Below are 16,189 nucleotides of genomic sequence, written 5' to 3' on the forward strand. Positions count from 1 at the left end.
ACCGGTCACGCCAGACCAGCCTTCTCCCAGGCTTCGGCGAGCTGGCGCAGGGTCGAGATCGAGTAGTCCGCGTCGCCGAACACGATGGTGGAGATCTCGGTCACGCCGGCCTCCTTGTACGCCCGCAGCCGCTCCGCGACCCGCTCGACGGACCCGAGCAGCGAGGTGCGGTCGATGAACTCCAGCGGCACCGCGGCGGCCGCGTCCCGGTGGCGCTTGGCCAGATAGAGGTCCTGCACCTCGCGGGCAGCCTCACCGTATCCCATCCGGGTGGCGAGGGCGTTGTAGAAGTTCTGTTCCCGCGAGCCCATGCCGCCGACGTAGAGGGCCGCGTAGGGCCGCACCAGCTCCGCGCACATCGCGACGTCGTCGCCGAACACCACGGGTACCCCCGCGGTCACCTCGAAGCCGTCCATGGTCTTGCCGGCCTTGGCCCGCCCGGCCGCGATCGAGCCGAGCGACTCGCTCGCGAACTCGGGCGCGAAGAAGATCGCCAGCCAGCCGTCGGCGATCTCTCCGGCCAGCTCGAGGTTCTTGGGGCCGACGGCGGCGAGGTACACCGGCACGTGGTCGCGCACCGGGTGCAGCGTGAGCTTGAGCGCCTTGCCGGGCCCGTCGGGCAGGGGCAGCCGGTAGAACTGGCCGTCGTACTCGACGACCTTGCGCGTGAGCGCCATGTTGACGATGTCGACGTACTCCCGGGTGCGGGCGAGGGGCTTGCCGAAGCGCACGCCGTGCCAGCCCTCGGAGACCTGGGGACCCGACACGCCGAGGCCGAGGCGGAAGCGCCCGCCGGAGAGCTTGTCGATCGTGGCCGCGGTCATCGCCGCCATGGCGGGCGTGCGGGCCGGGATCTGGAAGACCGCGGAGCCCAGCTCGATCCGCTCGGTCTGCCCGGCGATCCACGACAGCATCGACGGCGCGTCGGAACCGTAGGCCTCGGCCACCCATACGCAGGAGAAGCCGAGGCGGTCGGCCTCCTTCGCCACGGCCAGGTGGCCTTCGGGGTCATTCCATGACGACAGGTAGCCGAGGTTCAATGCAAGCCGCACAACTGCCTCCAAGGGTCCCCCGCGCGACCCTGCACGGGCGGCACCAGGGTAGCCCGGGGCACGCCTACCGTACGAAGGCGCCATCCGGCCGTATCGTTCCATGCATGCAACAGCGACCGCTCGGCCGTAGCGGGCTGGCGGTATCCCGGCTGGCCCTCGGCACCATGACCTGGGGCCGTGACACCGACGCCGACGACGCGGCGGCCCAGCTCAAGACGTTCCGCGACGCCGGCGGCACCCTGCTGGACACCGCGGACGTCTACGCCGACGGCGAGGCCGAGTCCGTCATCGGCGCCCTCGTGGGGCGCCTCGTGCCCAGGGAAGAGCTGGTCATCGCCACGAAGGCGGGCCTGCGCCCGGGCATGGCCCGCCGCCGCGACGGCTCCCGCGGGCACCTCCTGCGCGCCCTGGACACCTCCCTGCAGCGGCTGGGCACCGACCACGTGGACCTGTGGCAGGTGCACGGCTACGACCCCGACACGCCGGTCGAGGAGACGCTGTCGGCGATCGACACGGCGGTGAGCACCGGACGGGCCCGCTACGCCGGTGTGTCAAATTTCTCAGGCTGGCAGACCGCCCGCGCCGCGACGTGGCAGGCCGCGTGGCCGGGCCGGGCGCCGCTGGTGTCGACCCAGGTCGAGTACTCGCTGCTGGAGCGCGGCATCGAGCGGGAGGTGGTGCCGGCCTGCGCGTCGCTGGGCATCGGCATCCTGCCCTGGTCGCCGCTCGGCCGGGGCGTGCTCACCGGTAAGTACCGCACCGGCGTGCCGGCCGACTCCCGGGCCGCGTCGCCGCACTTCGAGCGGTTCGTCGCCCCCTACCTCGACGACCGGTGCGCCGGCATCGTCGAGGCCGTCGCGACCGCCGCCGGCGGCCTCGGCGTGTCGCCGCTCGAGGTCGCCCTGGCCTGGGTCCGCGACCGCCCCGGCGTCGTCGCGCCCGTCCTCGGCGCGCGGACCGTCGGGCAGCTGCTCGGCGCGCTGCAGACCGAGGAGATCGTCCTGCCGCGCGAGATCCGCGCCGCCCTCGACGACGTCTCGGCGCCCACGTCCGGTTACCCCGAGCGGCAAACGTAACCTGGTCTGATCATGAAGCGCCGACTGCTACCCCTGGCCGGCCTGCTGCTGCTCACCGCGTGTGACGCCGGCGCGCCCGTCAGCCACCCCGACGCGACCGTGCCCACCCCGACCTGGGCGCCCGAGCCCGCAAGGTCCCCGGCCGGCACGACGAGCAAGGCCCCGGCGGCCCCCACGGGCGTGGCGCTCGGGCGCGGCGTCGCCGTCATTTCAAACCAGGCCGCATCGGTACGGCCTGCGCCATCCGACGCGTTCGCGCAGCTCCCGACCACGGGCACACCCCGCAGCGTGGTCGGCGCCCCCGGCGGCGGCTTCCGCATCGTGGCCGGCGCCGCCGTGCTCGACGTGCCGGCCGGCTCGACCACGGCCCGCTCGTGGCCGCTGCCGGCCGAGGGCGGCGCGATCGCCGTGCCGCGCACCGGGGACTGGACCGCCGTCGCCGTGCCCGACCGCGGCGACGTCCTCGTGCTGTCGGCGACCGGCGAGGTCCTGCGCACCATCCACGCGGGCGGGCGCCCCTACGCCCTCGCCGCCGACGACGAGCGGATCGCGGTCGTCGACGCCGGCGAGTCGTCGATCACGGTGTTCGACGCGGCGACCGGCGCCCGGCAGGAGGGCCTGCGGGCCGGCGACGGCGCCGTCGCCGTCGTCCCGGCCGGCTCCGGGCGGTTCGCGGTCGTCGACGCCCGCGACGGGGAGCTGCTCGTTTACGACACCGGCCCGCTGCTGCTGCGCCAGCGCTACCCGGTGCCGGGCGGGGCGTGGGCGGCCGCGTCCGAGCCGGACCGCCGCGTCGTGTGGGTGACCCTCACCCAGCGCAACGAGGTCGTCGGCTTCGACCTGAGCGGCGGCACGCCCCGCGAGGTGGCCCGCCACGGCACCGTGCGGCTGCCCCTCGCCGTCGCCGTGGACCCCGCCGGCGGCGGCCTCGCCGTCGCCGGGTCGGGCGAGCAGGCCGGCGAAGGGCTGGTCCAGCGCATACCGGCGTAGCGGTGCCGGATCCCGGACTACGGGGCCGCGCGGCGGTGCAAGCTCCGCCGTATCCGTAGGCGGCGGCCGGTCGTTGGTACGGCTGCGCAGATTTCTGCGTGCTCCGACGTATCTGCGGCGGCGGAACCGTCTCCGTGTAGTGAGTCGACAACTCGTTTCAACAACAGCGTCGCGATCGTCGACCGGGTCGGCGCGGCGACGCTGCCGCGTGGCGTCCCCTGACATTGGGAGGCAGACCGTGACGCTGCACTTGTTCGACATCGCGTCCTACCAGGAGGGCATCGACCTCGACGTGGTGAGACGCGCAGGCTTCGCCATCGCCAACGTCAAGACCTCACAGGGCGTGAGCTACACGTTCCGGCACGCCGGCAGCTACGCCCGGGAGGCGAGGGCGAGAGGCATGGGCCTGTCGTGCTTCCACTGGCTCGACAACACCGCCTCCGGCAGCGCCCAGGCCGACCACTGCTGGCGGACACTCGGCCCGATCGTCCGCGAATGCGGCCCCGTCGCGGTGCAGGTCGACAACGAGGACATCCCGAGGCCCGCCACCTGGGCGATCACCCGTGACTTCGTCCACGCGATGGCCGACAAGCTCGGGCACCTGCCGTACATGTACACCGGCGACTGGTGGGCGACGGACGGCGGCCGGGCGCACTGGGACGTCCACTCCCTCACCCCGTGGCTGATGGCCGCGCCGAACCGCGGCTACCTCGGCTTCTACCCCGGCGACCAGAGCCCGCACTGGCGGGCCGGCTACTGGGGTTACACGGACCTGGCGCTCATGCAGTACGCGGTGTCGCCGATCGAGGGCGCGGGCGGCGACAACATCTCCAAAACCGCGATCCGCGACCCGGCCGTCTGGCCGGCGATCTCCGGCGCGGCATCCATCCCGAACCTGAGAGCAGCAGGAGGCAACGACATGGCCATCATCGCGAAGGGCGCCGACGGGCAGCACTACCTGTGCTTCACGGGCGGATTCCGCAGCTACAAGATCGACCGCGGCCACATCGCGGACCTCAGGTACCTCGCCGAGCAGGGCGCGTTCACGCTCGCCCACGGCCAGGACGGCGTGGACTGGGAGGGCGGCGGCTGGATCCGCAAGGGCTGGTCCGCGGAGATCTTCGGCCCGGTCGACACCGGCCCGGCCCCGGCAGCGGTGCAGGTGCAGCTCGACCCTGCGGCGCTGCAGACGCTGTCCGGGCAGATCGCGCAGGCCGTCGCCGCCGAGCTGGCAGCGCTGCGCACCGTGCCCGCGGCGAGGGAGGCCACGCCGGCCGAACGCATCTCCCTCGACGGCGCCGCAGACCACTGACCCCCGTATCGACGGCGGCGCCCGGTGCGCCGCCACTGGCCACGGTTCGCCGCAATCCACCACCCGGCGCCGGATCGTCCGTTCGGGCGAGCCGCCGGGCCGGCCCACGTACGTCCGCGAGGGTGCTTGCGTGCGTGAGGCTGGCCTGGGCCGCGGCGCCGCGTTACGGTCCACTGACACGGACGTGTCCGGCGGGTGCCGCCAAGGTGCCACCGACACGAACCGTGACAGGCTGCCGGGATGCCTCGGCGGCGCCTCTGATCTGGGGTTTCAGGGGTTTGGAGGAAGGTGGTTGCCATGGACTACGAATACGTGCCGCTGCGGTTGCCGTCGAACGTCGACCGGATGACCGCTAACGCACAGCTGACGATCCAGGCCGAGTACGGCGGCTGGGAGCTGGCCCGGGTGCGGCTCTACCCCGACGGCACCCGCCAGGTGATGCTCCGCCGCCGTGTGACCAGCGACACCATGCCCGGCCTCAGCACGTAGGAGTCCGCCCACCCGTCACGCCGACCGGCGCCCGCCGCCGTCGACGTGCAGCACGGTGCCCGTCACGAACGGGTTGCCGATCGCGAACAGCGCCGCGTCCACCAGGTCCGCGGTCGTGCCCACGCGACCCGCGGGGTTGCGTGCCGCCGCGGCGCGCAGGAACCCCGCCGCCGCCGTGCCCGCCCTCGCCGCCGCCGGCCTCGGCGCCGCGCTCGTCCCCGCCGGTCCGGCGGGCGATCACCGCCTACTCCCGGGTGCGGCCCGACCCCCTCGCGGCCGCATTCGCCGCAATGCTCGCCGACGGTAACCTGATCGATGCCTGACGCGTTGTGCAGGCTGCGCGAAACCTCGACCCCTCCGAGGAAAGAAACGCCGTGCTGCTCGTCTCCGTTACGCTCAGCGCCGCCGCGCTGGCCGCCGCCCTCGCCGGGCTGCTGCCCGCCGGCGTCGCGCTCGCCGTCGCCGGGCTCGTCGCCGCCGCCCGCGCCGGCGGCCTGCTGCTGCGCGCCGGACCCGCCGCCGCCTGGTACCGCCCCGCCGGCGCCGCCCTCGCCTTCTGCGGCCTGTCCACCGCCGCCGCCGGTATCGCCCTCGTCGCCGCGCCCGGCGCCCGCCTGTCCGACGTGCCGCTGCCCGCCGAGCTGCCGCTCATCGGCCTGTTCTTCGTCGCCGGCACCTTCCTCGCCGCGCTGTTCCACCTGCCCGGCCAGCCCGCCACCTGGGTCGGGCGGGCCCGCCGCCTGCTCGACGGCGTCGGCATCGGCATCCTGCTGTTCTTCATTGCCTGGCTCGTCGTGTTCGAGCAGGCCGGCCTGAAGGGCGCCGCACTCACCGCCGTGCTCGTCGCCAGTGTCGCCGTCGGGTCTGCCGTCGTGGGCATCATGCGCGCCGCCCCGATGCAGCCCGGCGCCGTCGTGCGCGGCGCCGGCGTCCTCATCACGCTCGTCGCGCAGACCGCGCTCGTGCTGCTGCTCGACTACCACTCCCCGGCCGGCTGGCTGACCGCCGCCGGCGTGCCCCTCGTCGCCGGGCCGCTGCTCGCCGGGCGCACCCTGCCCGCCACGCCGGCACCGGCCGGCGCCGGCCCCGACACCGCCACCCCCGACGGCAGCTTCGCCCGCTACCCGCTGCTCGCACTGCCCCTCGCCGCCGCGCTCGTCGCCGCCGCCTACCACCTGCTCGTCGCCGGGCATTTCGACGCCGTCTCGGCGCTGCTGGCGATCGTCGCCGTGCTCATCCTCGCCGTCCGCGAGGCCCTCGCCGTCGCCGACGTCCGGCAGTACGCCCACTGGCTCGCCCAGCGCGAGGCCCGCTTCCGCGCGTTGGTGGCCGGCTCCGCCGACGTCACGATGATGCTCGACGACGCCCTCATCGTGCGCTGGCAGTCCCCCGCCGCCGCCCGCCGCCTCGGCCTCGCCGACGCCGACGTCCTCGGCCGCCCGCTGCTGCACCGCGTCCACCCCGACGAGGCACCGGCCGTCGGCGCCGCCCTCGCCGCGGGCGAGCCCCTCGTCGAGGCCCGCCTCGGCGACGGCTTCGGCGTGTGGCGCGAGACCGAGTGGAGCGTCAGCGACCAGCGCGCCGACCCGTCCGTGCGGGCCGTCGTCGTGCACATCCGCGACATCAGCCAGCGCCGCCAGCTCGAGCACGCCCTGCACCAGGCCGCCCGCAGCGACCACCTCACAGGCCTGGCCAACCGCACGGAGCTGCGCCGGCAGCTCGCCGAGCGCACCGCGCCCTGCGTGCTCATCGTCCTGGGCCTCGACGGCCTCACCACCGTCAACCAGCTGCGCGGCCACGAGATCGGCGACGCCGTGCTCGTCGAGGCCGCCCGCCGCCTGCGCACCGCCCTCGGCCCCGGCGAGGTCGCCGCCCGGCTCAACGGCGACCAGTTCGCCGTCCTCACCGCCGGCGGCGCCGTGCACGCCCAGATGACCGCGAGCCGCCTGCTCACGCTGCTGTCGGACCCGTACCCGGTCCTCGGCGTCGCCTCGCACCTGTCCGCCTCCGCCGGCCTCGCCGAGCACGCCGCCGCCGGCGACGCACCGACGATGAGCGCCCTGAGCCGCGCCGAGCTCGCCCTGCAGCGCGCCCGCCAGCTCGGCCCGGCGCAGCCGCCGCAGTGGTACGACGAGGCGACCGCCGCGCTGCTGCGCCGCCGCCTCACCATCGAGCAGGACCTGCCCGGCGCCCTCGCCCGCGGCGAGTTCGACCTGCTGTTCCAGCCCGTCGTCGAGCTGCCCGCCGGCCGCGTCGCCGGCGTCGAGGCCCGCCCCCGCTGGCGCCGCCCCGGCCTCGGCGCCGTCGAGGAGCACGAGTTCCTCCCGATCGCCGACCAGCTCGGCCTGCACCACGAGTTCGGTGCCTGGCTGCTCAGCGCCGCCGGCCGGCAGCTGGCCGCGTGGGGCGGCGCCGCGTCGACCGGCCGCCCGCTGTGGCTGGCCGTGCCGGTCTCGCCCGCCCTGCTCGGCCACGACGGCTTCGTCGACCTGCTCGCCGCCACCGGCTTGCCGGCCTCACGGCTCGTGGTGCAGTTCAGCGTCCCCGACCCGCCGCTGCCCGACCTCGTCGAGCGGCTCGCGGCGGTACGCACCCTCGGCGCCCGCACCGCGCTGACCGGCTTCGGGGTGCAGGCCACCTCGCTGAGCCTGCTGCGCCGCCTCCCCCTCGACCTGGTCCGCGTCGACCGCCCCACGTTCGCCGGCGCCGACACCGCCGTGGTCGGCGCGGTCGTCAACCTGGCCCGGCAGCTGGGCGTCGAGGTGGCGGTCGACGATGTACAGCAGGAGGCCGAACTGCGGGCGATCACAACCGCCGGCTGCCACCTCGCGCAGGGCTCCGTGTTCTGCCCGCCTTGCGTGCCGGAGCGGCTCGAGGCCTACCTAGACACCCAGCGCGCGTAGGTTGTGGCGCCTGGCGCGGTCGTAGATGGCGAGCAGCCATGGCTCACGGACCTCCGGCCGGCGCACCAGGACGTCGCAGAACACCCGATCGTCCGGCTCGAACGGCCAGGCAAGGTGCAGCGGCCAGGCGAGGTCCAGGTAGGCGTCCTGCGGCAGCGCGCCGATCCCCGGGATGGGGCCCCGCTCGCGGTACGACACCAGGAACATCCACACGTCGACGTCCAACGGGACCGTGGCCGCCGCGCCCGGGCACGGCCACGGCGCGCCGGTCTGCGGATGGCGCGGCACCAGGGCAATGTCCGGGGCCGGCGGGAGGCCCGGACCGGCGAGCGTGGCACGCCGCGCGGGCGGGCCCGGCGGGAGCAGCCCGTCGAGCCAGCGGCGGAAGAGGCCGGCGAGCGGCCCGTCCGGGACGTGGACGCGCCGGCCCCCCGAGGCCAGCAGCAGGCCCGCGAGCGCCGCGCCGCCCGCCGCCGTCCAGCGGGGGTGCCAGTCGCCGTCCGCGCCGATGGGGTCGAGGGCGGGCCGGGTGGCCAGCACCGCCGGCCAGTCGGCGACCGGGGTGTCGTCGGGCCCGGTGGCCCGCACGGCCCGGGGGTCGAACCACACCGCCTGCCAGTAGCCGCAGTCGTCCACCCGGAAGCCGGCCGCGTTGCCGCAACCCGCGCAGGACAGGTTCGGCCCGTTGCTGCCGGTGAGCCCCAGGCAGTAGCCGTCCGGCTCGGCGCCGGTGAAGGCCAGCCCGCGGGTGTCGCCGGGCGCCACGACGAACCGCCCGGCGGGCCCGTCCGCGACGGCGTACGGCGGCGTCGCGTACCAGCCCCGCGCCCGCCGGCCGGCCTCGTCGAGGTCGTCCCACCGCCGCCACGGCGGCCCGCCCGGCTCGGGATCGACGGCGTAGGTGCCGGGTTCCATGAGCGGGCCGAGCAGGTCGTGGAAGCGGTGCTGGACGGCGTGGACCGGCAGCGCGACCCGGGTGAGCGGCACCGTGAGCCCAGCACCGCAGGCGCCGCACGCGAGGACCGTCACGTCCTAACGCTCGTCCGGCGGCATGTTCACCGGCTCGCCGAACGGCTCGAGGGTGCCGTCCCAGCCGTTCCACCCGTCCTGCGTGACCTGCCCGCCGGCGTAGGTGTAGGTCCAGGTCGAGCCGTCCTCGCCCTCGATCTCGACGGTCCCTTCCGCCCGCACGAACGGCGCGAGCGCGACGTAGAAGGCGGTCGCCGAGTCCGACCACTTCGGGTCGCCCGCGTCGTCGTAGGCGAACTCGATCCAGTCGCCGTCGCGCTCGACGGCGGCCGCCGCGACCCACGCGATGTCGGTCAGGGTGTCGCTCGGCGGCCACCCGTCCGGGTCGAACCCGTCGCCCTGTGCCCACGCGGCCTTGATCGCGGCGACCGCCGCGGCGTCGTCGGCCGCCGGGACATGCAGGCGTCCGGAGGGTCGCACCAGGTATCCCATGGCCATCGATGGTAGGGCTCAGTAGCGCGGCTCGCGTGCCCGGTACGGCGCCTCGAGGCGGGCGGCCTGCTCCCCGGTGAGCGTCACGTCGAGCGCGGCGACGGCGTCGTCGATGTGGCCGGTACGGGTGGCGCCGATGATGGGCGCGCACACGCCGGGCCGCCCGAGCAGCCAGGCGAGGGCGACGCGCGCCGGCGGGACGCCGTGCTCGGCGGCCACCGCGCGCACCGCGGCCACGATCTCGTCGTCGCCGTCGGCCGCACGCCGGGCCGCCGCGTCCGTCTCGGACCGCGCGGTCGGCTCCGCGCCGGCCCGAGCCAGCCGGCCGCGTGCCAGGGGGCTGTAGGGCAGCACCCCGACGCCCTGGTCGGCGCAGCACGGGAGCATCTCGCGCTCCTCCTCGCGGTACACGAGGTTGTACCGCGTCTGCATCGACACGAACCGCGCCCAGCCGTTGCCCGCCGCCGTGTACTGCGCCAGCGCGAACCGCCACGCCGGCATGAGCGACGCGCCGAGGTAGCGCACCTTGCCGGCGCGGACGAGGTCGTCGAGGGCCCGCATCGTCTCGTCGGCCGGGGTGTCCGGGTCCCAGCGGTGCACCTGGTACAGGTCGAGGTGGTCGGTGCCGAGCCGCCGCAGCGACGCCTCGGCCGCGGCGACGATGTGCTTGCGCGACAGCCCGCGGTCGTTGGCGCCCGGCCCGGTCGGGTAGTACACCTTGCTCGCCAGCACGTAGTCCTCGCGCCGCGCGAACAGCCGGCGCAGCAGCCGCCCGGTGACGGTCTCGCTCGCACCGTCGCAGTACATGTCGGCGGTGTCGAACAGCGTCACGCCGGCCTCAACGGCGCGCCGCACGATCGGCAGCGCGCCGCGCTCGTCGAGGGCCCACGACAGGGCCGCTGGGTCGCCGTAGCTCATCATGCCCAGCGCGATCCGCGAGACGGTCAAACCTGAGGAGCCCAGCCGGATGTACCGCACACCGCGCATCCTCGCCGTCCGGCGCGCCCGCGTGAATGGCGACTTCCAGCCGGACCTCCCGGATCGCCTTCAATCCAGAGGCGGGCCGGGGTCAGCGGCCGGCGCGGGCGGGAGCGCCGACGGCGTGCAGATAGCGCAGCGCCTGCCGGTAGGAGGCGATCAGGCCGGTCTGTTCATAGCTGACGCCGAGGTCGGCGCAGTACGCCTGGACGATCGGCTGGGCCCGGCGCAGGTTCGGCGTCGGCATCCCCGGGAACAGGTGGTGCTCGATCTGGTAGTTCAGCCCGCCCAGCGCCACATCGGTCAGCCAGCTGCCGTGCACATTGCGGGAGGTGAGCACCTGCTTGCGCAGGAAGTCCTCGTCGCCGGTCGGGTGGGGCATGCCCTTGTGGTTGGGCGCGAACGTCATGCCCAGGTAGACGCCGAACAGCGCCTGGTGCACCAGGGCGAAGGCGAGGGCCTGCAGCGGCGACAGCACGATCAGCAGGGCCGCCAGGTAGGCCACGGCGTGCAGCGCGAGCAGCGCGCCCTCCAGCCCGCGGCGCTTCACCGTGCCGTTGCGCAGCGCCTTGACGCTGGAGACCTTCAGGTCGATGGCCAGCAGCGTGAGGAGCGGGAAGAACAGCCCGGCCTGGTGCCGGGTGATGAAGCCGGCCAGTCCCCGCCGGCCCACGGCCGACTCCGCGGCCCAGATGAGCACCTCGGGTGCGACGTCCGGGTCGAGGTCGTCGTGGTTGGGGTTGTTGTGGTGGCGGGTGTGCTTGTCCATCCACCAGCCGTAGCTCATGCCGACGAGGGTGCCGGCCAGCAGCCCGGCGAACTCGCTCGGCCGGCGCGTGCGGAACACCTGACGGTGGGCGAGGTCGTGGGCAACGAGCGCGGCCTGGGTGAAGGCGACGGCGAGGAAGGCCGCGGTCACCAGCTGCCACCAGGACGAGCCGATGAGGAAGAACGCGGCCCAGCCGCCGGCCAGCATGAGCGCGACGATGCTCAGCCGGGCGAGGTAGTAGACGGGGCGGCGTTCCATCAGCCCTTCGGCTGCGATCCGGCGGGCCAGCACGGCGAAGTCACTGCCGGCCGCCGCTCGCGCCGGTGTCGTGGTGGTCGTCATGTGAGCATCGAACCCTGCGGCGCGCCGCCGGTCAGGAGCGCCAGGTCCTCCGCGGTAGGGGTGCTAGCACCACCATGGCCCGGCGGAGCCGCTGGCACAATGAGACATGTGGGCGTGATCGGAGTGGGCGCACCGACCGGGCGGTGGGCCGGCCGGGGGATTCGCTCCGTGCTGGGCGGCCTCGCGGCGCTCGGCCTGGCGTTCACCAACCTGCCGCTGCTGGCCGTGTCGGTGCTCGTGCTGGCGATGACCCCGGTGCCGTTTCTCGGCCTGGCGCTGGTGCCGTGGACGATGCGCCTGGTCCGGATGCGCGCCGATCTGGAGCGCCGGCGCGCCTCGCGCACCGGCGTGCTCGTGACCCGCCCGTACCATCCGGAGCCGGAGCGGGCCGTGGCCGGTGGCTGGCAGCGCTTCCGGTGGACGGTGACGGACCCGGCCACGTGGCGCGACCTCGCGTGGCTCGGGCCGGGGGCGGTCGTCGGCAGCGGGCTGGCCGCGTTCGTCGTGCTCATTCCCCTGTACGGGCTGGCCGGCGTGACGCTGGTGCCGGTGTGGGTCTGGCTCGCCACCGGCTGGTACGGCTACGGTGCCGTCTGGTCCGTCGAGTCGTTCGGCGCCGGCCTGCTCTGCGTGCCGCAGGGCGCCGCGATCCTCGTCGCCGGCCTGTCGGCGGCGCCCTGGCTGCGTCGCGTCGACGCCCACTTCGCGCGGCTGTTCCTCGCACCCACCAAGACGGCCGAGCTTCGGCTGCGCGTCACGCAGCTGACGGCGACGCGGGCCGACACCGTGGACGCCCAGGCGGCGGAGCTGCGCCGCATCGAACGCGACCTGCACGACGGCGTCCAGGCCCGGCTGGTGTCGCTGAGCATGGTGATCGGCCTGGCCGACGAGATCCTCGACCGCAACCCGGCCGGCGCCCGCCGGCTGCTCGCCGAGGCCAAGGAGTCCAGCGGCGCGGCCCTGGTGGAGCTTCGGCATCTCGTGCGCGGCATCCACCCGCCGGTGCTCGCCGAACGCGGGCTCGGCGGCGCCGTCCGCGCGCTGGCGCTCGGCCTGCCGGTCGACATCTCGGTCGACGTCGACCTGCCGGGACGCCCCGACACTCCCGTCGAGTCCGCGGCGTACTTCGCCGTCGCCGAGACGCTGACCAACCTGATCCGGCACAGCCGTGCCCACCGCGGAACGGTGAGCCTGCGCTATGCGCACGGAGTCCTGAACATCGTCGTCACCGACGACGGCGCCGGGGGCGCCGACCCGGCGGCCGGCTCCGGCCTGCGCGGCATCGAGCGCCGCCTCGCCGCGTTCGACGGCACCATGACGCTGTCGAGCCCGCCGGCGGGACCCACCGTCATCACCATGGAGCTGCCGTGCGTGTTGTCATCGCCGAAGACCACACTCTTCTCCGCGACGGACTGACCCGGCTGCTGCAGGCGTTCGACTTCGAGGTCGTCGCGGCGGTCGACAACGGACCGGCGCTGCTGCCCGCTCTGGTCGAGCACCGGCCCGACGTCGCGGTCATCGACGTCCGGCTGCCGCCGACCTTCACCGACGAGGGGCTGCAGGCCGCGATCGCGGCCCGCAGCCAGATGCCCGGCCTGCCGACGCTGATGCTCTCCCAGCACGTCGAGCCCCTCTACGCGCGCGAGCTGCTCGGCAGCCCGCACGGCGGGGTCGGCTACCTGCTCAAGGACCGGGTGTCCAACATCGGCGAGTTCGTCGACGCCGTGCGGCGCGTCGCCGGCGGCGGCACCGCCATGGACCCGGAGGTGATCTCGCAGCTGCTCGCCCGCCGGGAGCCGCTGGCGGTCCTCACCCTGCGGGAGCGGGAGGTCCTCGGTGAGATGGCGGAGGGCCGCTCCAACGCCGCCATCGCCGTCAAGCTCTGCATCACCGAGAAGGCCGTCAGCAAGCACATCAACAACATCCTGGCCAAGCTGGACATGCCGCCCTCCGACGACGACAACCGGCGGGTGCGCGCCGTCCTGGCGTACCTCAACGCCTGACGGCGGGCGTCAGCGGCCCCGCCGCCGACGCCCTGCCTGCGACCGTGCGGAGAACGCCGCCGCGCCCGCTGGACGGGCGGGCGCCGCCGCGGCGGCGGCCGGCGTGCGTGCCGCGCCACGCGGGTGCACGTCGCGGGCCGGACGGCGCCGGGTGCCGTCCACCGGCAGCGGATCGCCGGCCGTCGCCGTCGCCGTCGCCGGGACGAATGTGCGCTCCCCGGCGGCGAGCTGCATCAGCCGGGGGTCGCCGGGTCCGAGGCGGATGGTGGCCGCGGCGATCCCGGCCTTGCGGGTCAGTTCGCGCACCTCGGCGACCTGCCGGTCCGTCATGAGCGTGACGACGGTGCCCGTCGCGCCGGCGCGGGCCGTGCGCCCGGAGCGGTGCAGGTAGGCCTTGTGCTCCACCGGTGGATCGGCGTGGATGACGAGCCGGACGTCATCGACGTGGATGCCGCGGGCGGCGATGTCGGTGGCCACGAGGGTCGTCACGGTGCCGTCGGTGAACGCCAGCAGGTTGCGGTTGCGCGCGGGCTGTCCCAGGTCGCCGTGCAGCTCCACGGCGGGCACGCCGGCGGCGACCAGCCGGCGGGTCAGCGTCTTCGCGCCGCGCTTGGTCCGGGTGAACACCATCGCGCGGCCCGGTGCGGCGGCGAGGTCCGCGAGGACTTCGAAGCGCTCCTCGTCGCGGACGTGCAGCACGTGATGCTCCATCGCCGTCACCGGGGACAGCGCCGAGTCGACGCTGTGCGTGACCGGGGCGGTCAGGAACCGCCGCACGAGCACGTCGACGCCGGCGTCCAGCGTCGCCGAGAACAGCAGCCGTTGCCCTCGCGGCGGGGTCAGCGCGAGCAGCCGCTGCACGTCGGGCAGGAAGCCCAGATCGGCCATGTGGTCGGCCTCGTCGAGCACGGTGACCTCCACCGCGTCCAGGCGCGCATGGCCCGACCGCACGAGGTCGGCCAGACGCCCCGGGCAGGCGACGAGCACGTCCACCCCGCCCTGCAGACCGGCGATCTGCGAGCTCACCCGGACGCCGCCGAAGACGACCATGGTCCGCAGCGACAACGCCTTGGCCAGCGGCGCCATCGCCGTGTGGATCTGGGTGGCCAGCTCGCGGGTGGGCGCGAGGATCAGCGCCCGCGGCCGGCCGGGCCGCCGCGGCGAGCCGCCGGTGGACAGCCGGGTCAGCACAGGCAGCAGGAATGCGTAGGTCTTGCCCGAGCCCGTGCGGCCACGGGCGAGCACGTCGCGCCCGGCGAGTGTGTCGGGCAGCGTCGCCGCCTGGATCGGCAGCGGTTGCGTGATGCCGGCCGCGGCGAGCACCCGGGCCAGTGCGGCGGGCACGCCCAGGTCGGTGAACGCGGTGGTCATCGGCGATGCGTGGTCAGGGGTGCGGCGGGCCGCCATGTGTCTCCGAACGTGAAGGTGCGGCCCCGGGCCGGCCCGCACCGGGCCGTCGCGGCCGCGACAGAGGGTGCCGCGGACGGGCCGGCGGAATGCCGGGGGCCGCGGCGACCGGCGTCGCACGCCGCGGATCCGGCGGCACCGGATCTCCGCGGCGTGATGCGCCGGCCTGGCTCAGATGACGCGGATGTTCGCCGCCTGGGCGCCCTTGGCGCCCTGCGTGATGTCGAACTCGACCCGCTGGTTCTCGTCGAGGCTGCGGAAGCCGTTGGAGCTGATCGCCGAGTAGTGGGCGAACACGTCGGCGCCACCACCGTCGGGGGTGATGAAACCGAAGCCCTTTTCCGAGTTGAACCACTTCACGGTACCGATGGTCATGCCGTCCCCTTGGGAAGTCTGGATCGGGAACCCACACATTGCGAGATCCCGTATCGCAGTGGTGATCATCCAATTCGGAGATGGCCGAAAAACTAAAAGAGCGCCGGCGGGTCAATACCCACCAGGCGCTGGCAAAGTATTCGGTTCACAACTGCAACCGCGCAACAGTAGCACGTCCCGGCGAGGCGGGCCGCGCCGCGGATTCGGCGCGCCCAGCCGGGCATGAAATGCGACGCCGCGACGGGCGGGAAACCGGGTTAGCATGGTCCGCGGACGGCACATCTTGTTCCGCCCGGCGCCAACGCGAAAAGTCAGTGGCAGGCGGTCCGCATGCGGTATCTCAGTGACGTCAATCTCCGTGCGGTGCTCGCGGTGCTGATCGCCCGGGCGGGCGGCACGATCGACATCGGCAACGGCGAGCTCTACGACGCCATGCTGCCCGAGGGCGGACAGGCCGAACGTGTCCGTGTGGAAGAACTGGTCGACGGCCTGCGCCTGACGCTCGTGCCTCCCCCGGCTCAGCCCTGACCGCACGCACGAACATCGTCCGGCGTGCGGATGCGCCGCAGGGTCACGGCTCGGCCTCGGCCGCCGGGATCCCCGCCGTGGCCGCCCCGCCCGTGGTGAGCGGCGGCTGCGGTGGCACGGCACGCTGGTCGCCCGCCGGCACGATGAGACGCAGGTCGATCCGCTGGTCCTTGTCGGTCGCGCCGATCACGACGGACCGGTCGAGCATGGTGATCCACTCGATGCGGACGACCCGGCCGCCCGCGTCGATGCGGCGAGGACGATCGCGCCAGCCGTAGGGATTGAGCATGAGCAGCCGGACCCGCGTCCGGCGGATTTCGAGCGCCTGGATGAGCGCGGCGAGCTCGCCGACGCTGTTGCGGGTGCGCGGCCACCAGGCGCCGTCGAACGCGACGGAGGCGCCGGGCGCGGTGCGGAACTCCAGCCGCACCCCGGCCGGCGGCGCCGGGCCCGGGTCGTGGACGTCGTCGGTCATCCGAACCTTCTCTCACCGTTGGCGTGCCG

16 protein-coding genes are annotated in these 16,189 nt (G+C 74.5%); 8 read left to right on the top strand and 8 right to left on the bottom strand.

The window, feature by feature from the left end:
• Positions 1–5 precede the first annotated feature (5 nt).
• Complete coding sequence (locus tag ABD901_RS24870; RefSeq protein WP_345129538.1) at positions 6–1,052, bottom strand: LLM class F420-dependent oxidoreductase; 1,047 nt, start codon at positions 1,050–1,052, stop codon at positions 6–8.
• Positions 1,053–1,156: 104 nt separating this feature from the next.
• On the opposite strand from ABD901_RS24870, the gene ABD901_RS24875 reads away from it, so the two are divergent.
• The 5 genes from ABD901_RS24875 to ABD901_RS24895 all read left to right on the top strand — a co-directional run bounded on the left by ABD901_RS24875 (position 1,157) and on the right by ABD901_RS24895 (position 7,822).
• Entirely contained in the window at positions 1,157–2,128 is a 972-nt protein-coding gene (locus ABD901_RS24875) for an aldo/keto reductase (protein ID WP_345129539.1), read from the top strand.
• 12 nt (positions 2,129–2,140) lie between these two features.
• Entirely contained in the window at positions 2,141–3,118 is a 978-nt protein-coding gene (locus ABD901_RS24880) for a YncE family protein (protein WP_345129540.1), read from the top strand.
• 238 nt (positions 3,119–3,356) lie between these two features.
• Positions 3,357–4,430 (top strand): GH25 family lysozyme, encoded by a 1,074-nt coding sequence (locus tag ABD901_RS24885; RefSeq protein ID WP_345129541.1) that lies wholly within the window; start codon positions 3,357–3,359, stop codon positions 4,428–4,430.
• 297 nt (positions 4,431–4,727) lie between these two features.
• Complete coding sequence (locus ABD901_RS24890; RefSeq protein WP_345129542.1) at positions 4,728–4,919, top strand: DUF5703 family protein; 192 nt, start codon at positions 4,728–4,730, stop codon at positions 4,917–4,919.
• A 374-nt stretch (positions 4,920–5,293) separates the two neighbouring features.
• Complete coding sequence (locus ABD901_RS24895; protein WP_345129543.1) at positions 5,294–7,822, top strand: EAL domain-containing protein; 2,529 nt, start codon at positions 5,294–5,296, stop codon at positions 7,820–7,822.
• Here the strand turns inward: ABD901_RS24895 and ABD901_RS24900 are convergent.
• The 4 genes from ABD901_RS24900 to ABD901_RS24915 form a co-directional block, all read right to left on the bottom strand.
• On the bottom strand, positions 7,802–8,851 hold the full coding sequence (locus ABD901_RS24900; RefSeq protein ID WP_345129544.1) for a hypothetical protein: 1,050 nt from the start codon (positions 8,849–8,851) through the stop codon (positions 7,802–7,804). The two genes, ABD901_RS24895 and ABD901_RS24900, sit on opposite strands and share 21 nt — an antisense overlap.
• A 3-nt stretch (positions 8,852–8,854) precedes the next feature.
• Positions 8,855–9,283: a hypothetical protein gene (locus ABD901_RS24905; protein WP_345129545.1), complete on the bottom strand. Its 429-nt coding sequence runs from the start codon at positions 9,281–9,283 to the stop codon at positions 8,855–8,857.
• Positions 9,284–9,301: 18 nt separating this feature from the next.
• Positions 9,302–10,261, bottom strand: a complete 960-nt coding sequence (locus ABD901_RS24910; RefSeq protein WP_345129546.1) for an aldo/keto reductase — start codon at positions 10,259–10,261, stop codon at positions 9,302–9,304.
• 91 nt (positions 10,262–10,352) lie between these two features.
• On the bottom strand, positions 10,353–11,372 hold the full coding sequence (locus ABD901_RS24915) for a fatty acid desaturase family protein (RefSeq protein WP_345129547.1): 1,020 nt from the start codon (positions 11,370–11,372) through the stop codon (positions 10,353–10,355).
• 108 nt (positions 11,373–11,480) lie between these two features.
• Here ABD901_RS24915 and ABD901_RS24920 point away from each other — a divergent pair, with 108 nt between their 5' ends.
• Positions 11,481–12,788 (top strand): sensor histidine kinase, encoded by a 1,308-nt coding sequence (locus tag ABD901_RS24920; RefSeq protein ID WP_345129548.1) that lies wholly within the window; start codon positions 11,481–11,483, stop codon positions 12,786–12,788.
• Positions 12,740–13,375: a response regulator gene (locus ABD901_RS24925; RefSeq protein ID WP_345129549.1), complete on the top strand. Its 636-nt coding sequence runs from the start codon at positions 12,740–12,742 to the stop codon at positions 13,373–13,375. Before ABD901_RS24920 ends, ABD901_RS24925 begins: the two co-directional genes overlap by 49 nt.
• Before the next feature lie 9 nt (positions 13,376–13,384).
• On the opposite strand, the gene ABD901_RS24930 is transcribed toward ABD901_RS24925, so the two are convergent.
• The gene (locus tag ABD901_RS24930; protein ID WP_380132522.1) at positions 13,385–14,782 is read right to left on the bottom strand and encodes a DEAD/DEAH box helicase; all 1,398 of its coding nucleotides are present in this window, start codon (positions 14,780–14,782) and stop codon (positions 13,385–13,387) included.
• Positions 14,783–14,953: 171 nt separating this feature from the next.
• Positions 14,954–15,157, bottom strand: coding sequence for a cold-shock protein (locus ABD901_RS24935; protein ID WP_345129551.1), 204 nt, complete (start codon positions 15,155–15,157; stop codon positions 14,954–14,956).
• Positions 15,158–15,520: 363 nt separating this feature from the next.
• Between ABD901_RS24935 and ABD901_RS24940 the strand changes: the two genes are divergently transcribed.
• Positions 15,521–15,685: a hypothetical protein gene (locus ABD901_RS24940; RefSeq protein ID WP_345129553.1), complete on the top strand. Its 165-nt coding sequence runs from the start codon at positions 15,521–15,523 to the stop codon at positions 15,683–15,685.
• 43 nt (positions 15,686–15,728) lie between these two features.
• Here ABD901_RS24940 and ABD901_RS24945 read toward each other — a convergent pair whose 3' ends face one another.
• Positions 15,729–16,160 carry a DUF5994 family protein gene (locus ABD901_RS24945; RefSeq protein WP_345129555.1) on the bottom strand — a complete coding sequence of 144 codons (432 nt, stop codon included), beginning with the start codon at positions 16,158–16,160 and terminating at the stop codon, positions 15,729–15,731.
• Between the last annotated feature and the right edge of the window lie 29 nt (positions 16,161–16,189).

It is taken from the genome of Dactylosporangium darangshiense, from assembly GCF_039537565.1.
In the GTDB taxonomy this organism is placed as follows: Bacteria; Actinomycetota; Actinomycetes; order Mycobacteriales; family Micromonosporaceae; genus Dactylosporangium; species Dactylosporangium darangshiense.

Coding starts and splice junctions, on each gene's coding strand:
- ABD901_RS24905 (WP_345129545.1), bottom strand. CDS start 9,283: ATGGGATACCTGGTGCGACCCTCCGGACGCCTGCATGTCCCGGCGGCC.
- ABD901_RS24930 (WP_380132522.1), bottom strand. CDS start 14,782: ATGGCGGCCCGCCGCACCCCTGACCACGCATCGCCGATGACCACCGCG.
- ABD901_RS24935 (WP_345129551.1), bottom strand. CDS start 15,157: ATGACCATCGGTACCGTGAAGTGGTTCAACTCGGAAAAGGGCTTCGGT.
- ABD901_RS24945 (WP_345129555.1), bottom strand. CDS start 16,160: ATGACCGACGACGTCCACGACCCGGGCCCGGCGCCGCCGGCCGGGGTG.
- ABD901_RS24890 (WP_345129542.1), top strand. CDS start 4,728: ATGGACTACGAATACGTGCCGCTGCGGTTGCCGTCGAACGTCGACCGG.
- ABD901_RS24875 (WP_345129539.1), top strand. CDS start 1,157: ATGCAACAGCGACCGCTCGGCCGTAGCGGGCTGGCGGTATCCCGGCTG.
- ABD901_RS24915 (WP_345129547.1), bottom strand. CDS start 11,372: ATGACGACCACCACGACACCGGCGCGAGCGGCGGCCGGCAGTGACTTC.
- ABD901_RS24880 (WP_345129540.1), top strand. CDS start 2,141: ATGAAGCGCCGACTGCTACCCCTGGCCGGCCTGCTGCTGCTCACCGCG.